Raw genomic sequence first — 20,296 nt, forward strand, 5'->3', positions numbered from 1 at the left:
ACGGCAATTGCACCAATCAGCCCACACAAAAAAAGGCCCAGTGTCCTTCGGACGTGGGCCTTTCTTGTTCGTTCAGTAGGCGTTAAACGCCCAGCGAATTACTTGTTCAAGTTGTAATCTTTTTCCGCAGCATCAAAACGCTCGACCATGCCCACCGTCGGTGCGCCCATCTTGCTCACGAAGTAGATCGCCAGGCTGGCGAAGATGAAGCCTGGGATGATTTCGTACAGGCCCAGCAATTCGAAGTGCTTCCAAACGATCACGGTGATCGCGCCGACCAGGATGCCGGCCAGGGCGCCGTTGCGGGTCATGTGTTTCCAGATGACCGAGATCAGTACCACGGGGCCGAAGGCTGCACCGAAACCGGCCCAGGCGTAGCTGACCAGGCCCAGTACGCGGTTTTCCGGGTTGGCGGCCATGGCGATGGCGATCAAGGCCACTACCAGCACCATGATGCGACCGACCCATACCAGCTCAAGCTGGGAAGCGCCTTTGCGCAGGAACGCCTTGTAGAAGTCTTCCGTCAGGGCGCTGGAGCACACCAGCAGTTGGCAGCTCAGGGTGCTCATCACAGCCGCCAGAATGGCCGACAGCAACACACCGGCAACCCATGGGTTGAACAGGATTTTGGCCAGCTCGATAAACACACGCTCTGGGTTTTCAGTCACCGGGCCCGCCACTTCCGGGTGCGCCGAGAAGTAAGCGATACCGAAGAAGCCCACCGCCACGGTGCCGCCCAAGCACAGGATCATCCAGGTCATGGAGATGCGACGCGCCTTGGCGATCGACTTAACCGAGTCCGCCGCCATGAAGCGCGCGAGGATGTGCGGCTGGCCGAAGTAGCCCAGGCCCCAGCCCATCAACGAGATAACGCCGATGAAGGTGGTGTTTTTCAGCATGTCGAAGCTGGTCGGGTCCTTGGCTTCAATGGCCAGGAAGGTGGTGTCTACGCCGCCGGTGGCCAGCAGCACGATAATCGGCGTGAGGATCAGCGCGAAGATCATCAGCGTGGCTTGCACGGTGTCGGTCCAGCTGACTGCCAGGAAACCACCGATGAAGGTGTAGGCAATAGTCGCCGCAGCACCGGCCCACAGCGCGGTCTCGTAGGACATGCCGAAGGTGCTTTCGAACAGGCGGGCGCCGGCGACGATGCCGGAGGCGCAGTAGATGGTGAAGAACACCAGGATCACCACGGCGGAGATGATCCGCAGCAGGCCGCTTTTATCTTCGAAGCGGCTGGAGAAGTAATCCGGCAGGGTCAGGGCGTCGCCGTTGTGTTCGGTCTGCACGCGCAGGCGGCCGGCCACGAACAACCAGTTGAGGTAGGCACCGACGATCAGGCCGATGGCAATCCAGCTTTCCGACAGACCGGACATGTAGATCGCGCCCGGCAAGCCCATCAACAGCCAGCCGCTCATGTCGGAAGCACCGGCGGACAAGGCTGTCACCACGCTACCGAGGCTGCGACCGCCCAGGATGTAATCGGAAAGGTTGTTGGTGGAGCGATAGGCCATCAGGCCGATCAGCACCATTGCTGCGATGTAGATCACGAACGTGATCAGGGTTGGATTACTAACGCTCATAGGAGTGACGCCCTGGCTTTGTTTTTATGTAGCGACGGTCATGGGGACGGCCACCCGTGGATAACCGGATAGACGAACCTGCATGCCGCGCATTTATGACTGGCGTTTCCCCAGGAAAGCCGCCAGCCGATGAACCCACCCAGAGGGTTGGTTGCACCTTGGTGCGCGAATGCTATTCAACAAAGCAAATAAGGTGCAACCAGTTTCTGCCGATTAAGTTGCACCCAAGTGTGTTTTAGGACAAACGCGCTTTTTTTGCTCCTTTTCGGAGCAAGAACAGCCGATCTCAGAAGCAAATGCACCAGCGCGAAGCGGATTCGGTCGTGTGTTTATTTTTTTCCGATCAAGCGTCGAATATTTAACCAACAAAAGGGTTGCACCCGGTTGCACCTCAGGATGGGCAAAGCTAATCTTGCCGCCAGCAGATGCCACTCGGTAGTGGCACCCATGAGGATAAAAAAATGGCAACGACCACCCTTGGGGTCAAACTCGACGACCCGACCCGCGAACGCCTGAAGGCCGCCGCGACCTCCATTGATCGCACGCCGCACTGGCTGATCAAGCAGGCGATTTTCAATTACCTGGAGAAACTCGAGGGTGGTGCAACCCTGTCCGAGCTCAATGGCTTGAGCACCAAGGAGGCCGATGATGCCGGCGAGGTCCAGGCCGACCACGCCCACCAGTGCTTCCTTGAGTTCGCCGAGAGCATCCTGCCGCAATCGGTATTGCGTGCCGCAATCACCGCCGCTTACCGCCGCCCCGAGCCGGAAGTGGTACCGATGCTGATCGAACAGGCGCGCCTGCCGGCACCGATGGCCGAAGCCACCAACAAGCTGGCCGCGAGCATTGCCGAAAAACTGCGCAATCAGAAGAGTGCCGGCGGCCGTGCCGGTATTGTTCAGGGCCTGCTGCAAGAATTCTCCCTGTCGTCCCAGGAAGGCGTGGCGCTGATGTGCCTGGCCGAAGCGCTGCTGCGTATCCCGGACAAAGGCACCCGCGATGCGCTGATCCGCGACAAGATCAGCACCGGCAACTGGCAGCCCCACCTGGGCAACAGCCCATCGCTGTTCGTCAACGCCGCTACCTGGGGCCTGCTGCTGACTGGCAAGCTGGTGTCCACCCACAACGAAGCAGGCCTGACCTCGTCCCTGAGCCGCATCATCGGCAAGAGCGGCGAGCCGATGATCCGCAAGGGCGTCGACATGGCCATGCGCCTGATGGGCGAGCAGTTCGTCACCGGCGAAACCATCGCCGAAGCCTTGGCCAATGCGAGCAAATTCGAAGCCAAGGGCTTCCGCTATTCCTACGACATGCTCGGTGAAGCCGCACTCACCGAACACGACGCCCAGAAGTACCTGGCCTCGTACGAACAAGCCATTCATTCCATCGGCAAAGCCTCCCATGGCCGTGGGATCTATGAAGGCCCGGGCATCTCCATCAAGCTCTCCGCCCTGCACCCGCGCTACAGCCGTGCGCAGTACGAGCGCGTGATGGACGAGTTGTACCCGCGCCTGCTGTCGCTAACCTTGCTGGCCAAGCAGTACGACATCGGCCTGAACATCGACGCCGAAGAAGCCGACCGCCTGGAGCTGTCCCTGGACCTGCTCGAACGCCTGTGCTTCGAGCCGCAATTGACCGGCTGGAACGGCATCGGCTTTGTGATCCAGGCGTACCAGAAGCGTTGCCCATATGTGATCGACTACGTCATCGACCTGGCCCGCCGCAGCCGCCATCGCCTGATGATCCGCCTGGTAAAAGGCGCGTACTGGGACAGCGAAATCAAGCGCGCCCAGGTCGAAGGCCTGGAAGGCTACCCGGTGTACACCCGTAAGGTGTACACCGACGTTTCCTACATTGCCTGCGCGCGCAAACTGCTGTCGGTGCCGGAAGTCATCTACCCGCAGTTCGCCACGCACAACGCCCACACCCTGTCGGCTATCTACCACATCGCCGGTCAGAACTATTACCCCGGCCAGTACGAGTTCCAGTGCCTGCACGGCATGGGTGAACCGCTGTACGAACAGGTTGTAGGCAAGGTTTCCGAAGGTAAGTTGAACCGTCCGTGCCGTGTGTACGCGCCGGTCGGTACCCACGAAACGCTGCTGGCCTATCTGGTACGCCGCCTGCTGGAAAACGGCGCCAACACCTCGTTCGTCAACCGCATCGCTGACCAGTCCATCTCGATCCAGGAACTGGTAGCCGACCCGGTGGCCAGCATCGAGCAAATGGCAACCCAGGAAGGCGGTTTCGGCCTGCCGCACCCGCGCATCCCTTTGCCGCGTGACCTGTACGGCAGCGACCGCGCCAACTCGGCCGGTATCGACCTGGCCAACGAACATCGCCTGGCCTCGTTGTCCTGCGCCCTGCTGGCCACTGCTCACAACAACTGGAAAGCCGCACCGATGCTCGGTTGCGCCGCCAGCAATGAAGCGGCACAACCGGTTCTGAACCCATCCGACCTGCGTGATGTGGTCGGCCAGGTACAGGAAGCCACCGTCGAAGACGTCGACAACGCCATCCAGTGCGCCATCAGCGCCGCGCCGATCTGGCAGGCCACCCCGCCCGCCGAACGCGCTGCCATCCTCGAACGCGCCGCCGACCTGATGGAAGGCGAGATCCAGCCGCTGATGGGCTTGCTGGCCCGTGAAGCCGGCAAGACCTTCGCCAACGCCATCGCCGAAGTGCGTGAAGCCGTGGACTTCCTGCGTTACTACGCGGTGCAGGCGCGCAACGACTTTACCAATGACGCCCACCGCCCATTGGGCCCGGTGGTGTGCATCAGCCCGTGGAACTTCCCGCTCGCCATCTTCAGCGGCCAGGTAGCTGCAGCGCTGGCTGCTGGTAACCCGGTGCTGGCCAAGCCTGCCGAGCAGACGCCGCTGGTGGCTGCCCAGGCCGTACGTATTCTGCTTGAAGCCGGTATTCCGGAAGGCGTGCTGCAATTGCTGCCAGGCCAGGGCGAAAGCGTCGGTGCCCGTCTGGTGGGTGATGATCGCGTCAAAGGCGTGATGTTCACCGGTTCCACCGAAGTGGCGCGCCTGCTGCAACGCAATGTCGCCGGTCGCCTGGATGCCCAGGGTCGCCCGATTCCGCTGATCGCCGAAACCGGTGGCCAGAACGCGATGATCGTCGATTCCTCGGCGCTGACCGAACAAGTGGTGATCGACGTCGTATCGTCGGCCTTCGACAGCGCCGGTCAACGTTGCTCGGCCCTGCGCGTACTGTGCCTGCAGGAAGATTCGGCAGACCGTGTGGTCGAAATGCTCAAGGGTGCCATGGCTGAATGCCGCCTGGGTAACCCGGAACGCCTGTCGGTCGACATTGGCCCGGTGATCGACGCCGAAGCCAAGGCCGGTATCGAGAAACACATCCAGGCCATGCGTGACAAAGGCCGCAACGTTTACCAGGTGGCGATTGCCGACGGTGAAGAGATCAAGCGCGGCACCTTCGTGATGCCGACCCTGATCGAGCTGGAAAGCTTCGACGAACTGCAACGCGAGATCTTCGGCCCGGTATTGCACGTAGTGCGCTACAAGCGCAAAGAGATCGACCAGCTCATCGGCCAGATCAACGCTTCCGGCTATGGCCTGACCCTCGGCGTGCACACCCGCATCGACGAGACCATCGCCAAGGTGATCGACAACGTCAATGCCGGTAACGTCTACGTCAACCGCAACATTGTTGGCGCCGTGGTCGGCGTGCAGCCGTTCGGCGGCGAAGGCCTGTCCGGCACTGGCCCGAAAGCCGGTGGCCCGCTGTACCTGTACCGCTTGCTGTCGACTCGTCCTACCGATGCGATCGAGCAATCCTTCGTACGGGGCGACAAGCTGGCCGCGCCTGATGTGCGCCTGCGTGATGCCATGAGCCAATCGCTGACCGCTCTGAAAACCTGGGCCGACGGCAATAAGTTCAGCGAACTGAGCGCGTTGTGCACGCAGTTCGCCGCCCAATCGCAGAGCGGTATCACCCGCCAACTGGCCGGCCCGACTGGCGAGCGCAACAGCTACGCCATCCTGCCGCGCGAGCACGTGCTGTGCCTGGCCGAAGTGGAAGGCGACCTGCTGACCCAACTGGCGGCGGTATTGGCCGTCGGTGGTTCGGCGGTATGGCCGGAAACCGAGCTGACCAAGGCCTTGTTCCCACGCCTGCCTAAAGAGATTCAGGCGAAGATCAAGCGCGTGGCCGACTGGTCCAAGGACGACGTGGTGTTTGACGCTGTGCTGCATCACGGTGATTCCGACCAACTGCGTGCGGTGTGCCAGCAAGTGGCGCAGCGCGGTGGGGCGATTGTCGGGGTGCATGGCATGTCGCAAGGCGAAACGGCGATTGCGCTGGAGCGTCTGGTGATCGAGCGCGCGTTGAGCGTTAACACTGCTGCAGCGGGTGGTAACGCCAGCCTGATGACCATCGGCTAACTGACACAACGCGGCTGATCGCGGCTGATCGTTCCCAAGCTCCGCGTGGGAATGCAGCTCAAGGACGCTCTGCGTCCAGAAGCGTGACGCGGAGCGTCAAAAGAGGCGTTCCCACGCAGAGCGTGGGAACGATCTCGATGCCTCGCCAGCGTTCTGCCCTTCTATCACTTAAATCAATCTTGCTATCCACCCTCCATTCGCGGACTTAGACTCAGGCCAATTCCTTCAAAGGTACGCCGCCATGTCCGAGACGCTGCTCAGTTCCCGCAATCTGGCTTTCGAGCTGTACGAAGTCCTCGATGCCGAGGGCCTGACCCAGCGCGAGCGGTTTGCCGAACACAACCGCGAAACCTTCGATGCCGCGATCAGCACGGCGCGCAACATCGCAGAAAAGTACTTCGCCCCTCACAACCGCAAGAACGACGAAAACGAACCGCGCTATGAAAACGGCCAGGCGATCCTGATCCCGGAGGTCAAACCCGCCGTGGACGCCTTCCTTGAAGCCGGCTTCCTCAACGCAGCACGTAGCTTTGAAGCAGGCGGCATGCAACTGCCGACCCTGTTGTCCCAGGCTTGTTTCGCGCACTTCCAATCGGCCAACGCCGCCTCGACGTCCTACCCGTTCCTGACCATGGGCGCCGCCAACCTCATTGAGAGCTTCGGCACCGAGGAGCAGAAACAACGCTTCCTGCAGCCAATGATCGACGGGCGCTTCTTCGGCACCATGGCCCTGACCGAGCCCCATGCCGGTTCCTCCCTGTCGGACATTCGGACCCGTGCAGAACCAGCGGCTGACGGCAGTTATCGGCTCAAGGGCAACAAGATCTTTATCTCCGGTGGCGACCATTCGCTGTCGGAAAACATCGTGCACATGGTGCTGGCCAAATTGCCGGACGCTCCCGCAGGCGTGAAGGGCATTTCGCTGTTTATCGTGCCCAAGTTCCTGGTCAACGATGACGGCAGCCTGGGCGCTCGCAACGATGTGCTGCTGGCGGGGCTGTTCCACAAGATGGGCTGGCGCGGCACCACGTCCACGGCGCTTAACTTTGGCGATAACGGCAACTGTGTCGGCTACCTGGTGGGCAAGCCGCACCAGGGGCTGAGCTGCATGTTCCAGATGATGAACGAGGCACGCATCGGCGTAGGCATGGGCGCGGTAATGCTCGGTTACGCCGGCTACCTTTACTCCCTGGACTACGCCCGCGAACGGCCCCAGGGGCGCCTGCCTGATAGCAAAGATCCGAGCACCGCACCGGTGGCGATCATCCAGCATGCCGACATCAAGCGCATGCTGCTGACCCAGAAAGCCTATGTGGAAGGCGCCTTTGACCTCGGCCTCTACGCGGCGCGGCTATTCGACGACACCACCACCCTGCAAACCGACACCGAACGCAAGCAAGCCCACGAATTGCTCGACCTGCTCACGCCCATCGTCAAATCCTGGCCGTCGGAGTTCTGCCTCAAGGCCAACGAGCTGGCGATCCAGATTCTCGGCGGCCACGGCTACACCCGCGAATACCCGGTGGAGCAGTACTACCGCGACAACCGCCTGAACCCCATCCATGAAGGCACCCACGGCATCCAGTCCCTGGACCTGCTCGGGCGCAAATTGGCGCAGAATGGTGGTGCCGGCTTGAAGCAATTGATTCGCCTGATCGCTGAAACCGGAGCCCGGGCGCAAAAGCACCCTTCACTCACGGCACTGCGAGAGCCTCTGGAGCAACTGGTAAACCGGCTGCAAAGCGTCACGATTGGCCTGCTGACCGATCTCGCCCAAGGCAAGGTCAACAGCAGCCTGGCGAACTCGGCGCTGTACTTGAAAGTGTTCGGGCACACGGTGATTGGCTGGCGCTGGCTGGAACAGGCGATCCGCGCCGAAGAAGGGCTGGCCAAGGGTGACGCGGCTGACGCGGCCTTTTATAAGGGCAAGCTCCAGGCCGCCCGGTACTTCCTGACCTGGGAAGTACCGAGCTGCCATCATGAACTGGCGATTCTGGAAGCACGCGACGATACGTGCCTGGGCATGCAAGACGAGTGGTTCTAAGGCTGACCGATCACCTTGGAGATCACATCGACCGTGGCGCTGACTTGCTCTTGGTAACGGTCGAGTTCCTGCTGGTGAGCCTGTTGCATTTCAATCTGCTCGGCGCACAGGTTCAGCGCGGCCAGTACCAATAGCTTGTCACCGATCAGGGTCGGGTACTTTTTCTTGGTAACCGCCAGGGAGGCCTTGAGCATGGTCACGGCATGCATCAGGGTCTGATCTTCGCCGGCCGGTGCCTTGATCGAGTAATCCTCTCCGAGAATCGAAACGACCTTTATGCCCTCACTCATGCGCTGACAGGCCCTGCACTTACACGCTCAACCAGCGCCTGAATGCGGGCGGCGGTGGCGCCGTGCTTTTCTTCCTGTTCCATCAGGTTCAGTTGCAGGCTGTCGTTTTCGTCCTTGGCGCGGGCCAGCTCGGCCTTGAGGGATTCGTTGCTGCCCAGCAATTCTTGATTCTGCTGTACGAGGTCGCTGACCAGTTGTTCCAATTGGCTGAGGGATGCTTCTAACATTTTGATTTCTCGGGCTTTTAAAAAGGGCGGTGACGATAAAGAAAATTCACCTCGGATGCCAGGGTTATCCCTGGCCGCGCAGCCCGATGATGCAAGGCCGGGCCGCACTTTCGAGCCTTAGTGACTGCATTTACCCGATCTGGTTCCTGAACTCACCCAACCCCTGGTCCGATGCGACAAAAGCGCGCGCCCCCTTAAGACTTTAGTCGCATGGCCGATAAGGCGGGCACACTTCGTCTCATGGCCGCATGGATAGCGCCTCCCCCAGGACTCCAGCATGTCTCTTCGTAATATGAATATCGCCCCGAGGGCCTTCCTCGGCTTCGCGTTTATTGGCGCCTTGATGTTGTTGCTCGGTGTGTTCGCCCTGAACCAGATGAGCAAAATTCGTGCAGCCACCGAAGACATCACCTCGGCCAGCGTGCCCAGCATTCGCGCCCTGGATGAATTCACCCAACTGACCCTGCGCCTGCGCGTGCTGTCGTACCGCTTGCTGACCAACCGCGAGCCGGATGTACAGCAAAAGACCCTGGAAGCCTTTGAACTGCGCAATCAGCAGATTCGCACAGCCCAGGACATCTACGAAAAACTGATCACCAGCACCGAAGAGCGCAACGTCTACAACGAGTACGTCCGCTTGCTGGGCCAGTACCGCCAGATTGAAGAGCGCATGAAGAGCCTGTCTCGCGCCGATCAGGTCAACGAGCTGCGCAGCCTGCTCAACACCGAGTTGCTGGACAACTCCGAGCAGGTCAATGCGGTCTTGACCCGCTTGCTGGATATCAATAACGACGACGCCAACGCCACCAACCAGCGCGCCAAAGACCAATACGACATGGCCTTTGACCTGGTGGTAGGCCTGCTGGTGATTGCCACGGCACTGACCTTGCTGTTTGCCTGGTTGCTGACCCGCAGCATCACCCTGCCCATCGCCCAGGCGCTAGAAGCCGCCGAAGAAGTGGCCGAAGGCAACCTGACGCGCCCGATCAGTGTGGACGGCAACGACGAAGCCGGGCGCCTGCTCGCGGCCATGGCCAAGATGCAACACAAACTGCGCGACACCCTGCAACGTATCGCCGGCTCCGCCACCCAGCTTGCGTCTGCCGCTGAAGAGCTGAATGCGGTCACCGACGAAAGCGCCCGTGGCCTGACCCAGCAGAACAACGAAATCGAACAGGCCGCCACTGCCGTCAACGAGATGACCAGTGCGGTGGAAGAAGTCGCACGCAACGCGGTGAGCACCTCCGAAGCTTCGCGCAACGCCACCACCTCTGCCGGTGACGGCCGCGACCTGGTGCAGGAAACCGTTAGCGCTATCGAACGCATGAGTACCGATGTGCAGGCCACCGCCTCCCTGATTGGCGACCTGGCCAATGAATCGAGGGATATCGGCAAAGTGCTGGACGTGATCCGTGGCCTGGCCGACCAGACCAACCTGCTGGCCCTGAACGCCGCGATCGAAGCAGCGCGAGCCGGGGAAGCCGGGCGTGGTTTCGCCGTGGTGGCTGATGAAGTGCGGGCGCTGGCCCATCGCACCCAGCAGTCCACCAGCGAAATCGAGCGCATGATCGGCAGCATCCAGACAGGCACTGAACACGCGGTGGATTCGATGCGCAACAGCACCGAGCGCGCCGAATCGACACTCAACATCGCCCGAGGCGCGGGCCTGTCGCTGGACACTATCAACACGGCGATTGTGGAGATCAACGAGCGCAACCTGGTGATCGCCAGTGCGGCGGAAGAACAGGCTCAGGTGGCGCGGGAAGTGGACCGCAACCTGGTGAATATCCGTGACCTGTCGGTGCAATCGGCAACCGGCGCCAGCCAGACCAGCGCGGCGAGCGGTGAGTTGTCGCGCTTGGCGGTGGATCTGAATGGGATGGTCGGAAGGTTCCGCCTCTGAAATAAGCCTTTGCTCACACCGCATACCTTGTGGGAGCTGGCTCGCCTGCGATAGCAATCTGTCAGCTGACGCCCATGGCGCCTGGCACACCGCAATCGCAGGCAAGCCAGCTCCCACATTTGGCCGATGTGCAGCCACAAAAGCTTTTTGACAGCGCAGCAATTCAACAGGTTAGAATCCCTGGCACGCAGACTGCATGGTCAGTTTGCACCCTGTCTTCCCCTGCCCTGGAGTACTGCCTTTGAATGCGACGACCATCAACAGCCTGTTCTTGATCGGCGCGTTGCTGGTGACTGCGAGCATTCTGGTGAGTTCGCTTTCGTCACGCCTGGGTATCCCCATCCTGGTGATTATCCTGGCCGTGGGCATGACCGCCGGGGTCGATGGCGGTGGCATCATTTTCGATAACTACCCCACCGCCTATCTGGTGGGCAACCTCGCCCTCGCCGTGATCCTGCTCGACGGCGGTTTGCGCACCCGGGTGGCGAGTTTCCGCGTGGCGCTGTGGCCGGCCTTGTCCCTGGCCACGGTGGGGGTGTTGATTACCACCGGCCTCACGGGCATGGCCGCGGCCTGGCTGTTTAACCTCAACATCATTCAAGGCTTGCTGATCGGCGCCATCGTCGGCTCCACGGACGCCGCGGCGGTATTCTCGCTGTTGGGCGGCAAGGGCCTCAACGAACGGGTCAGCGCCAGCCTGGAAATCGAATCCGGCAGCAACGATCCGATGGCGGTGTTCCTCACCGTCACCCTGATCGACATGCTCGCCAGCGGCCAGACCGGCCTGCACTGGAGCCTGCTCACGCACCTGATCCGCGAATTCGGCATCGGTGGCCTGGTAGGCCTGGGCGGCGGCTGGCTGATGCTGCAACTGGTCAACCGCATCAACCTGGCCAACGGCCTGTACCCGATCCTGGTGATCGCCGGTGGCCTGTTCGTATTCGCCCTGACCAACGCCCTGCACGGCAGCGGCTTCCTCGCCGTGTACCTGTGCGGGCTGGTGATCGGCAACCGCCCGGTGCGCAGCCGCCATGGCATTTTGCATATGCTCGACGGCATGGCCTGGCTGGCGCAGATCGGGATGTTTTTGGTGCTGGGCCTGCTGGTCACGCCTCACGATTTGCTGCCCATCGCCGTGCCCGCCCTGGGCCTGGCGCTGTGGATGATCCTGTTTGCCCGGCCGCTGTCGGTGATGGTTGGCCTGCTGCCATTCAAGGCGTTCCACGGTCGCGAAAAAGCCTTTATAGCCTGGGTGGGCCTGCGCGGCGCGGTACCGATCATCCTCGCGGTGTTCCCGCTGATGGCCGGCCTGCCCCATGCGCAGCTGTACTTCAACCTGGCATTCTTTATCGTGCTGGTCTCGCTGTTGGTGCAGGGCACCAGCCTGCCGTGGGTGGCCAAGTTGCTCAAAGTCACCGTACCGCCAGACCCGGCGCCGATCTCCCGCACGGCCCTGGAAGTGCACGTTACCAGCGAGTGGGAGTTGTTCGTCTACCGCCTGGGCGCCGAAAAATGGTGCATCGGCGCGGCCCTGCGCGAGCTGAAAATGCCCGAAGGCACGCGCATCGCCGCGCTGTTTCGTGGCCAGCAACTGCTCCATCCGTCGGGTAGTACGGTGCTGGAAGTCGGCGATTTGCTCTGTGTGATCGGCCACGAACACAACCTGCCGGCCCTGGGCAAATTGTTCAGCCAGGCGCCGCAACGGGGCCTCGATTTGCGCTTCTTCGGTGACTTCGTACTCGAAGGCGACGCCCAGCTGGGCGCGGTTTCCGCCTTGTACGGGCTCAAGCTTGAAGGTATCGACCCGGACATGCCATTGAGCCGCTTCATTACCCAGAAGGTTGGCGGTGCACCGGTAGTCGGCGACCAGGTGGAGTGGAACAACACCATCTGGACCGTCGCCGTCATGGACGGGAACAAGATTGGCAAAGTCGGCGTCAGATTCCCCGAAGGAAGTCGCCCGGGCCCCGGACTCTTCCTCTAAACTGCGGGACAACGACGCCCCGATTCTTCACTTTGCAAGACCGGTCTCTATGCCAACCCTGCGTACTTTTCTCGCCACTGCCCTGCTGGGCCTGACCCTTTGTGTTGGCAGCGTATACGCCGCCGACCCGCCCAGCGCCGAAGCCGTCCAGCAAAGCCTGGATAAACTGCCCGACCGCAAGCTGCCTGACGCCGACATGAAGGCGCTGCAGGCGACCCTGCAACAGACCCTGACCTACCTGGGCAATCAGCAGGACTACGAGCAGCGCCTGGCCGACCTCAAGCGCCAGCTGGAAGAGGCCCCGCGCCAGACCAATGAGAACCAGCGTGAGCTGGCGCGCCTCAAGGCCACCAAAATCATTCCGGTGGCCCAACGCTACGCCAGCCTGCCGGTGCCGCAGCTTGAGCAGTTATTGGTGCAACGCAGCACCCAGCAAGGCGACCTGCAAAAAGAACTGGCCGACGCCAACAGCCTGACCATCGCCGCCCAGACCCGCCCTGAGCGCGCCCAGACCGAGATCAGCAGCAGTCAGACGCGCATCCAGCAAATCAACGCGACGCTCAAGCTTGGCAAAGACAATGGCAAACCTCTCAGCGGCGACCAGCGCAACCAGCTCAACGCCGAACTGGCGGCCCTGAATGCCTTGATTCCCCTGCGCCGCCAGGAATTGGCCGGCAACAGCCAGCTGCAAGACCTGGGCAACAGCCAGCACGACCTGATTCAGGAAAAAACCGCACGCCTGGAGCAAGAAATCCAGGACCTGCAAACCCTGATCAACCAGAAACGCCTGGCCCAGTCCCAGCAGACGGTGACCCAACAGTCCATCGAAGCGCAGAAAGCCGGCGGCAGTAGCATCCTTGCCAAGGAAAGCGCAGACAACCTGAAGCTGTCCGACTACCTGCTCAAAAGCACCGACCGCCTCAACGACCTGACCCAGAAAAACCTGCAGACCAAGCAGCAACTGGACACCGTGACCCAAAGCGATTCGGCCCTGGACGAGCAGATCAACGTGCTCAAGGGCAGCCTGCTGCTGTCCAAGATTCTCTATAAACAAAAGCAGGCCCTGCCGCGTCTCACCGTGGACAAAGACCTGGCCGACGACATCGCCAACATTCGCCTGTATCAGTTCGAGGTCAACCAACAGCGTGAGCTGATCAGTTCCCCAAGCGCCTATGTGGACAACCTGCTGGCGAACCAGCCACCGGATGAGGTCACCCCGCAACTGCGCCGCACCTTGCTGGAAGTGGCGATCACCCGCAGCGACCTGTTGGAGCGTCTGAGCCGCGAGCTGAGTGCACTGCTCAACGAATCCATCACCCTGCAACTGAACCAGAAACAACTGCTCAGCACCGCCAGCACCCTGCGGGCCACGCTCGACGAGCAAATGTTCTGGATCCCCAGCAACAAGCCGCTGGACACTGAATGGCTGGAAACCGTACCGGCGCATCTGAGCAAACAGGTCACCACCCTGCCTTGGGCGTCCAGCGTCAGTGAGCTGTATGACGGCCTGACCCAACGCCCACTGCTGTTCCTGCCGTTGCTGTTGCTGATCGGCGCGCTGTTGTGGCGACGCAATGCGCTGTATGTGCGCCTGAAAAAGGTTCACCAGGACATCGGCCACTTCAAGCGCGACAGCCAGTGGCATACGCCGCAGGCCATCCTGATCAACATCCTCCTGGCAATGCCCGTGGCCTTGGGCCTGGCGCTGTGCGGCTACGCGTTGCAGATCGACGCCCGCGGGCAAAACGCCAACCTGGGCGCGGCCTTGCTGCAGATCGCCCAAGCCTGGCTGGTGTTCTACACCGCCTACCGCATCCTCGCGCCGGGCGGCGTGGCGGAGCTGCACTTTCGCTGGGAGAGGCCGCAGGTCGAATTCCTGCAAGGCTGGATACGCAAGCTCGGGCTGGTGGTACTGGCGCTGGTGGCCGTGGTCGCGATTGCCGAACATCAACCGGCCGCGCTGGCTGACGACGTGTTGGGTATCGCCGTGGTACTGACCTGCTACGGGCTGATGGCCTGGCTGCTGGGCCGCCTGCTGCTGAACAGCCCGACCCACGAAAAGGCCTCGTTGTTTCGCAAAGCTATCGGGGTGGTGTTCACCGCGCTGCCCATCGCTCTGTTTATTGCCGTGTGCTTTGGCTATTACTACACCGCGCTGAAACTCAGCGACCGGCTGATCAATACCCTGTACCTGCTGATGTTCTGGCTGGTGATCGAAGCCACCTTCGTGCGCGGCCTGGGTGTTGCCGCACGGCGCCTGGCCTACGCCCGCGCCCTGGCCAAACGCCAGGCAGCCAAGGAGGCCGGTGACGGCGAAGCGGTGATCGAAGAGCCGACCCTGGACATCGAGCAGGTCAACGAACAGTCCATGCGCCTGATCCGCCTGGCCCTGCTCGGCGGCTTTATCGCGGCGCTGTACTGGGTGTGGTCGGACCTGATCTCGGTATTTTCCTACCTGGACAACGTCACGCTGTACGAATACACCAGCGGTACCGGTGCGAATATCAGCATGGTGCCCATCAGCATCGGCGACCTTCTGGGCGCGTCGATTATCATCGGTATCACCTTCGCCCTGGCGCGCAACCTGCCCGGCCTGCTGGAAGTGCTGGTGCTGTCCAAGCTCGACCTGGCCCAAGGCAGCGCCTACGCCACCACCACCTTGCTGTCCTACATCATTGCCGGCGTGGGCTTTGTCACCACCCTTTCCACCCTCGGTGTGAGCTGGGACAAACTGCAATGGCTGGTGGCCGCGCTGTCGGTGGGCCTGGGTTTCGGCATGCAGGAGATCTTCGCCAACTTCATCTCCGGCATCATGATTTTGTTCGAACGCCCGGTGCGCATCGGCGACACTATTACCATCGGCAACCTGTCGGGTACGGTGAGCAAGATCCGCATTCGTGCCACCACCATCACCGACTTCGACAACAAGGACATCATCGTCCCCAACAAAACCTTCATCACCGGGCAACTGATCAACTGGTCGCTGACCGACACCATCACCCGTGTCACCCTGAAACTGGGCGTGGACTACGGCTCCGACCTGGACCTGGTGAAGGAATTGCTACTCAAGGCGGCGCGAGAAAACCCACGAGTACTCAAAGAGCCGGAACCCCACGTGTACTTCCTCAACTTCGGCGAAAGCACCCTCGACCACGAGCTGCGCATGCATGTTCGCGACCTGGGCGACCGCAACCCGGTGTTGGACGAGGTCAACCGCTATATCAATCGTGAATTCAAGAAACAGCACATCAACATCTCGTTCCGGCAGATGGAAATCTACCTGAAGAATCTTCACGGCCAGGAATACAAATTGGTGCCGGCCGAAGACGAGCGCAAGACCATCGCCGAGCCCCTCGACAAGCCCGACGCCCCCGAGCCTCCTGCAGGCAAAGTCGTGGATGCGCCAGAGCCGCCACCCAGCAAACTCGACTAAACGCCCTATCCCCAGCAGAATGCTCGGACATTCTGCTGGAGATGGCCGGTGAAAGCCCTCGACGAACTGACCTTCGACAACCGCTTCGCACGCCTGGGCGACGCATTCTCGACCCACGTACTGCCAGAGCCCCTCGATGAGCCGCGCCTGGTCGTCGCGAGCAAGGCCGCCATGGCCCTGCTCGATCTCGACCCGGCCGTGGCCGAAACCCCGGTATTTGCCGAGCTGTTCGGCGGCCACAAGCTGTGGGCCGAGGCAGAACCACGGGCGATGGTGTATTCCGGGCATCAATTCGGCGGCTACACGCCGCAACTGGGCGATGGCCGCGGGTTATTGCTGGGCGAGGTCTATAACGAGGCCGGCGAGCATTGGGATTTGCACCTCAAGGGCGCCGGGATGACGCCTTACTCGCGCATGGGCGACGGGCGTGCCGTGTTGCGCTCTTCGATTCGTGAATTCCTCGCCTCCGAGGCCCTGCATGCGCTAGGCATCCCCACCAGCCGCGCCCTGTGCGTGATCGGTTCCAGCACGCCGGTATGGCGGGAGAAACAGGAACGCGGGGCGATGGTTTTACGCCTGGCCCACAGCCATATTCGCTTCGGACACTTCGAATATTTCTACTACACCAAGAAGCCTGAGCAGCAGGCCGAACTCGCCGAGCACGTGCTGAACCTGCACTACCCCGAATGCCGCGAGCAACCCGAGCCTTACCTGGCGATGTTCCGCGAGATCGTCGAGCGCAACGCCGAAATGATCGCCAAATGGCAGGCTTATGGTTTTTGCCACGGCGTGATGAACACCGACAACATGTCGATCCTGGGCATTACCTTCGACTTCGGGCCCTTCGCGTTTCTCGATGATTTTGACGCGCACTTCATCTGCAATCATTCCGACCATGAAGGGCGCTACTCCTTCAGCAACCAGGTGCCGATCGGGCAGTGGAACCTCAGCGCCTTGGCCCAGGCGCTTACACCGTTCATCAGCGTTGACGCACTGAAAGAAGCCCTCGGCCTGTACCTGCCGCTGTATCAAGCGCACTACCTGGACCTGATGCGCCGCCGGCTGGGGCTGACCACCGCCGAAGAAGACGACCAGACGCTGGTGGAGGGTTTGCTCAAGCTGATGCAGAACAGCGGTGTGGACTACACGCTGTTCTTCCGCCGCCTGGGCGACGAATCGGCGACGTTAGCCGTGGCGCGGTTGCGTGATGACTTTGTCGACATGGCCGGGTTTGATGCCTGGGCCGAGCGGTACAAGGCCCGTGTTGCACGGGATGGGGATTACACCCAGGAACAGCGCCGTGAGCGCATGCACGCGGTCAACCCGCTATATATCCTGCGCAACTACCTGGCCCAAAACGCCATCACCGCCGCCGAATCAGGCGACTACAGCGAAGTGCGGCGGCTGCATGACGTGCTGACCAGGCCGTTTGAGGAACAAGCGGGCATGGAGCAGTACGCGCAACGGCCGCCGGATTGGGGCAAGCATTTGGAGATTAGTTGTTCGTCGTGACCCCTTAGATAAAGGTCTCCACCGACACCCCGAAACGCTCGGCCAGCCAACGAATCTGGCGCACGTTGAGCTGGCGTTTTCCGCTCAGTATCTCCGAGACAACCGATTGCGCCCCAACGCCAGGAAGGTCACTCTGGGTAAGATTGTGCTCGCGCATCATGTAGCGCAGCACATCGACCCCGCTGGCTACGGGCATTGGGCGATGCTCACGATCATAAGCTTCGATCCAGTCGCTCAGAATGTCGACCAGGCTCATCAGCGGGCTGTCCTCGTCTTCACCCACCAGACTCAATAGCTCATCCAAACCGCATACCAATGCGTCGTAGTCTGCCTCGTTTTCCGGCTTGCGCAGCACAGGCGAAACGAACTGCCAGTGCTCTGCCGCCACTCGCATAAGTGCGCTCATCTGATTTTTTCCTTCCATTTGTTTTTCTCATAATCACGGTGGTCAAGCAGGTGTTTGATGTAAACGCGCTGCATTCGATACTGCACCGACGCAATCAACCTCAGCTTGTTACCGCCAATATCAAATACATGAAATTCACCTACCTTGTCGGTGGCGGGAAACATGGCTTTCATTGCGGCAAAGTCATTGGGGGCGTTGCGCTTGATCACGCGATACCACTGATCCAGAGCTGTTGCAGAGCGCGGCCATTTTCCTTTTGCTTCCCAGATCCTGCTTTCACTGATGACTCGCATGCAACGTCCTTATCGCATCTTGCTATGAAGGGTAAACCTGAATTCGAACTATCGCAATTTGCTATAGCCGCAAACAGACCGGTGGTGCACAACAAAAAGCCTAGCCACACCGTTCACGCTGGCGAGGACGAAAATGTGAGCGAATAAGTATCTATATCCTTGATAAACCTCTGTCTCGACACCAAATACCCAACTGGCCAAACCCCAGGAGCCTCCGATGTCCGAACCTCTTGTCATCCCCTGCCCTCATTGCAACGGCCTCAACCGTATACCCGGCGAACGCCTGGGTGACGCGCCCAAGTGCGGGCGTTGCAAGCAGCCGGTGTTGCTGAACAAACCCTTTGATTTGAAACAGGGCGACTATGCCAGCCAGATCAAGGGCGACCTGCCGCTTTTGGTCGATGTGTGGGCCGACTGGTGTGGGCCGTGCAAGTCGTTTGCGCCGGTATTCGAACAGGCAGCCGGGCAGTTGGAAGGCAAGTGCCGGCTGGCGAAGCTGGACAGCGAAGCTAACCAGCAGTTGTCGGCGCAGTTGGGGATTCGCTCGATTCCCAGTTTGATTCTGTTCAAGAACGGCCGCGAAGTGGCGCGCCAGAGCGGGGCATTCCCGTTGCCGCAGTTGATGAGTTGGTTGAGCAGCCAGGGGGTGTAAACATCCCCCTCAATCAACTCGGTCAATGTGGGAGCTGGCTTGCCTGCGATGCAGGCGACTCGGTCGGTCTGATACACCGAGGCGATGCCATCGCAGGCAAGCCAGCTCCCACATTGAATGCATTTCAGCTTCAGGTCAGCGGGGCTTCGCGGTCCATCATCTGGCTGACCAGCATGACGCCCAGTTCGCTTAACTGGTGGATGGCCAGCGCTACGTCGCGGTGTTCGCCGGTGAGGTCGTTGGACAGGTTGAGCAGCAAGGTGCGCACCGAGGAGAAGGTTTCGTAGCTGTTGAGTACGAGGGTTTCGGTGGGGAGGTTGGGTGACACGGTATAGAGGTTAGCCATGGATCGTCTCCGGGTTGGGGAGCCGCAACCAGCCCGCTACTAAACGGAGGGTGGCAGCTGTACGCAGGTTAGTAGACCGGGGAGACGCAACCGGCGCGCTCGAAAACGCCCTCCGTACAGCCACCATAGAATTCAGGAAGATCCTGATCGACGATATGCCGTACATCTCACCACGGGCTACTAAACCCGATCACTGAACATTCAGCGACCGGCAAACCTTAGAGACGCCCATCCAGACGCACAAGCCGGCGGATTCTGGCGTAGCTGTAGGCAAGGTTACAAGGCACAAGCCCAATTGCCAGACCCTTCCTACATACCTTGTGGGACATATCCAACTCACCTGCCGGCATGCAATCCAAACTGTGGGAGCTGGCTTGCCTGCGATAACGGTGTTCCAAGCGACACATTCACTCAATGTGCCGCCCTCATCGCGGGCAAGCCCGGCTCCCACAGTGTTCGGTGTTGCCTGTGGGGTCAGGCGTTCTCAAGTAAGTTATGCAACTCCACAAACTGCTGCGTCAGCTTATGCCGTGGGTCCAGATGAATCAGCGGCTTGCTCTCCTGGTGCGACTCGCGCATACGCACGGAGCTGGCCAGGTACACCGGCAGTACCGGCAGCCCTTCGGCAATCAACTCATCGAGAATCTGTTGCGGCAGGCTCGCCCGTGCCTGGAATTGGTTGACCACGATGCCTTCCACTTCCAGGCCTTCGTTATGGTCGTCCTTCAATTCTTCGATCTCAGCCAGCAGGCCATACAGGGCCTGGCGGGAAAAGCTGTCGCAATCGAAGGGGATCAGTACGCGATCGGCGGCAATCAGCGCCGAAACCGCGTAAAAATTCAGCGCTGGAGGCGTATCCAGGTAGATTCGGTCGTAATCTTCGCTCAGTTCATCCAGCAGCTTTCGCAACTTGTTGATCTTGTGCTTGGCCTCAAGCTTGGGCTGCAGGTCGGCCAGTTCCGGGGTGGCGGTGATCACATGCAGGTTATCGAAGGGGGTTTCGTAGATATCTACCCTGTTTTTCTTCGAAAACGGCCCCGTCGACAGGGTTTGCTTGAAAAAATCCGCGATTCCCATGGGGATGTCGTCGCCCGTCAGCCCGGTGAGGTACTGAGTTGAGTTGGCCTGTGCATCGAGGTCCACCAACAGGGTTCGATAACCTTCGCTGGCGCTGACCGCCGCCAGGTTGCAGGCGATGCTGGACTTGC

General features: G+C 60.7%; 13 protein-coding genes and 2 pseudogenes. 8 read left to right on the forward strand and 7 right to left on the reverse strand.

The window, feature by feature from the left end:
- Positions 1 to 98 precede the first annotated feature (98 nt).
- Positions 99 to 1,583 carry a sodium/proline symporter PutP gene (gene putP / locus APH41_RS10945; RefSeq protein WP_034125609.1) on the reverse strand — a complete coding sequence of 495 codons (1,485 nt, stop codon included), beginning with the start codon at positions 1,581 to 1,583 and terminating at the stop codon, positions 99 to 101.
- 461 nt (positions 1,584 to 2,044) lie between these two features.
- Here putP and putA point away from each other — a divergent pair, with 461 nt between their 5' ends.
- Positions 2,045 to 5,998 carry a trifunctional transcriptional regulator/proline dehydrogenase/L-glutamate gamma-semialdehyde dehydrogenase gene (gene putA, locus APH41_RS10950; RefSeq protein WP_054896231.1) on the forward strand — a complete coding sequence of 1,318 codons (3,954 nt, stop codon included), beginning with the start codon at positions 2,045 to 2,047 and terminating at the stop codon, positions 5,996 to 5,998.
- A 241-nt stretch (positions 5,999 to 6,239) separates the two neighbouring features.
- Entirely contained in the window at positions 6,240 to 8,042 is a 1,803-nt protein-coding gene (locus APH41_RS10955; RefSeq protein ID WP_054896230.1) for an acyl-CoA dehydrogenase, read from the forward strand.
- Here the strand turns inward: APH41_RS10955 and APH41_RS10960 are convergent.
- Positions 8,039 to 8,332: a cell division protein ZapA gene (locus APH41_RS10960; RefSeq protein ID WP_003187971.1), complete on the reverse strand. Its 294-nt coding sequence runs from the start codon at positions 8,330 to 8,332 to the stop codon at positions 8,039 to 8,041. The genes APH41_RS10955 and APH41_RS10960 overlap by 4 nt on opposite strands.
- Positions 8,329 to 8,559 carry a hypothetical protein gene (locus APH41_RS10965; RefSeq protein WP_003187970.1) on the reverse strand — a complete coding sequence of 77 codons (231 nt, stop codon included), beginning with the start codon at positions 8,557 to 8,559 and terminating at the stop codon, positions 8,329 to 8,331. The genes APH41_RS10960 and APH41_RS10965 overlap by 4 nt, the downstream gene beginning before the upstream one ends.
- 343 nt (positions 8,560 to 8,902) lie before the next feature.
- Here APH41_RS10965 and APH41_RS29645 point away from each other — a divergent pair.
- The 5 genes and pseudogenes from APH41_RS29645 to selO form a co-directional block, all read left to right on the forward strand.
- A pseudogene (locus APH41_RS29645) lies at positions 8,903 to 9,559 on the forward strand (MCP four helix bundle domain-containing protein); the annotation flags it as partial.
- Positions 9,560 to 9,862: 303 nt separating this feature from the next.
- A pseudogene (locus APH41_RS29650) lies at positions 9,863 to 10,462 on the forward strand (methyl-accepting chemotaxis protein); the annotation flags it as partial.
- A gap of 241 nt (positions 10,463 to 10,703) precedes the next feature.
- Positions 10,704 to 12,446 carry a potassium/proton antiporter gene (locus APH41_RS10975; RefSeq protein ID WP_054918904.1) on the forward strand — a complete coding sequence of 581 codons (1,743 nt, stop codon included), beginning with the start codon at positions 10,704 to 10,706 and terminating at the stop codon, positions 12,444 to 12,446.
- A gap of 49 nt (positions 12,447 to 12,495) precedes the next feature.
- Positions 12,496 to 15,879, forward strand: a complete 3,384-nt coding sequence (mscK, locus tag APH41_RS10980) for a mechanosensitive channel MscK (protein ID WP_054896228.1) — start codon at positions 12,496 to 12,498, stop codon at positions 15,877 to 15,879.
- 48 nt (positions 15,880 to 15,927) lie between these two features.
- Positions 15,928 to 17,391 carry a protein adenylyltransferase SelO gene (gene selO, locus APH41_RS10985; protein WP_054918905.1) on the forward strand — a complete coding sequence of 488 codons (1,464 nt, stop codon included), beginning with the start codon at positions 15,928 to 15,930 and terminating at the stop codon, positions 17,389 to 17,391.
- Between the two features lie 4 nt (positions 17,392 to 17,395).
- Here the strand turns inward: selO and APH41_RS10990 are convergent, their stop codons facing one another.
- Positions 17,396 to 17,797, reverse strand: a complete 402-nt coding sequence (locus tag APH41_RS10990; protein ID WP_034125602.1) for a type II toxin-antitoxin system HigA family antitoxin — start codon at positions 17,795 to 17,797, stop codon at positions 17,396 to 17,398.
- A complete protein-coding gene (locus tag APH41_RS10995; RefSeq protein WP_054896226.1) occupies positions 17,794 to 18,090 on the reverse strand; it encodes a type II toxin-antitoxin system HigB family toxin in 297 nt (98 codons plus the stop codon). Before APH41_RS10995 ends, APH41_RS10990 begins: the two co-directional genes overlap by 4 nt.
- A 217-nt stretch (positions 18,091 to 18,307) precedes the next feature.
- Here APH41_RS10995 and trxC point away from each other — a divergent pair, with 217 nt between their 5' ends.
- Positions 18,308 to 18,742: a thioredoxin TrxC gene (trxC, locus tag APH41_RS11000; RefSeq protein ID WP_054896225.1), complete on the forward strand. Its 435-nt coding sequence runs from the start codon at positions 18,308 to 18,310 to the stop codon at positions 18,740 to 18,742.
- A 130-nt stretch (positions 18,743 to 18,872) separates the two neighbouring features.
- Here trxC and APH41_RS11005 read toward each other — a convergent pair whose 3' ends face one another.
- Positions 18,873 to 19,088: a DUF6124 family protein gene (locus tag APH41_RS11005; protein WP_047712416.1), complete on the reverse strand. Its 216-nt coding sequence runs from the start codon at positions 19,086 to 19,088 to the stop codon at positions 18,873 to 18,875.
- Positions 19,089 to 19,562: 474 nt separating this feature from the next.
- A partial coding sequence (locus APH41_RS11010; protein ID WP_082430438.1) for a ParA family protein occupies positions 19,563 to 20,296 on the reverse strand: 734 nt, incomplete at its 5' end.

Source organism: Pseudomonas sp. NBRC 111138, assembly GCF_001320835.1.
Classification (GTDB): Bacteria; Pseudomonadota; Gammaproteobacteria; order Pseudomonadales; family Pseudomonadaceae; genus Aquipseudomonas; species Aquipseudomonas paracarnis.

What these genes read in the sequence shown, in the direction of transcription:
- putP (WP_034125609.1), bottom strand. Translation starts at nt 1,583, where the DNA reads ATGAGCGTTAGTAATCCAACCCTGATCACGTTCGTGATCTACATCGCA.
- putA (WP_054896231.1), top strand. Translation starts at nt 2,045, where the DNA reads ATGGCAACGACCACCCTTGGGGTCAAACTCGACGACCCGACCCGCGAA.
- APH41_RS10955 (WP_054896230.1), top strand. Translation starts at nt 6,240, where the DNA reads ATGTCCGAGACGCTGCTCAGTTCCCGCAATCTGGCTTTCGAGCTGTAC.
- APH41_RS10960 (WP_003187971.1), bottom strand. Translation starts at nt 8,332, where the DNA reads ATGAGTGAGGGCATAAAGGTCGTTTCGATTCTCGGAGAGGATTACTCG.
- APH41_RS10965 (WP_003187970.1), bottom strand. Translation starts at nt 8,559, where the DNA reads ATGTTAGAAGCATCCCTCAGCCAATTGGAACAACTGGTCAGCGACCTC.
- mscK (WP_054896228.1), top strand. Translation starts at nt 12,496, where the DNA reads ATGCCAACCCTGCGTACTTTTCTCGCCACTGCCCTGCTGGGCCTGACC.
- APH41_RS10990 (WP_034125602.1), bottom strand. Translation starts at nt 17,797, where the DNA reads ATGAGCGCACTTATGCGAGTGGCGGCAGAGCACTGGCAGTTCGTTTCG.
- APH41_RS10995 (WP_054896226.1), bottom strand. Translation starts at nt 18,090, where the DNA reads ATGCGAGTCATCAGTGAAAGCAGGATCTGGGAAGCAAAAGGAAAATGG.
- trxC (WP_054896225.1), top strand. Translation starts at nt 18,308, where the DNA reads ATGTCCGAACCTCTTGTCATCCCCTGCCCTCATTGCAACGGCCTCAAC.
- APH41_RS11005 (WP_047712416.1), bottom strand. Translation starts at nt 19,088, where the DNA reads ATGGCTAACCTCTATACCGTGTCACCCAACCTCCCCACCGAAACCCTC.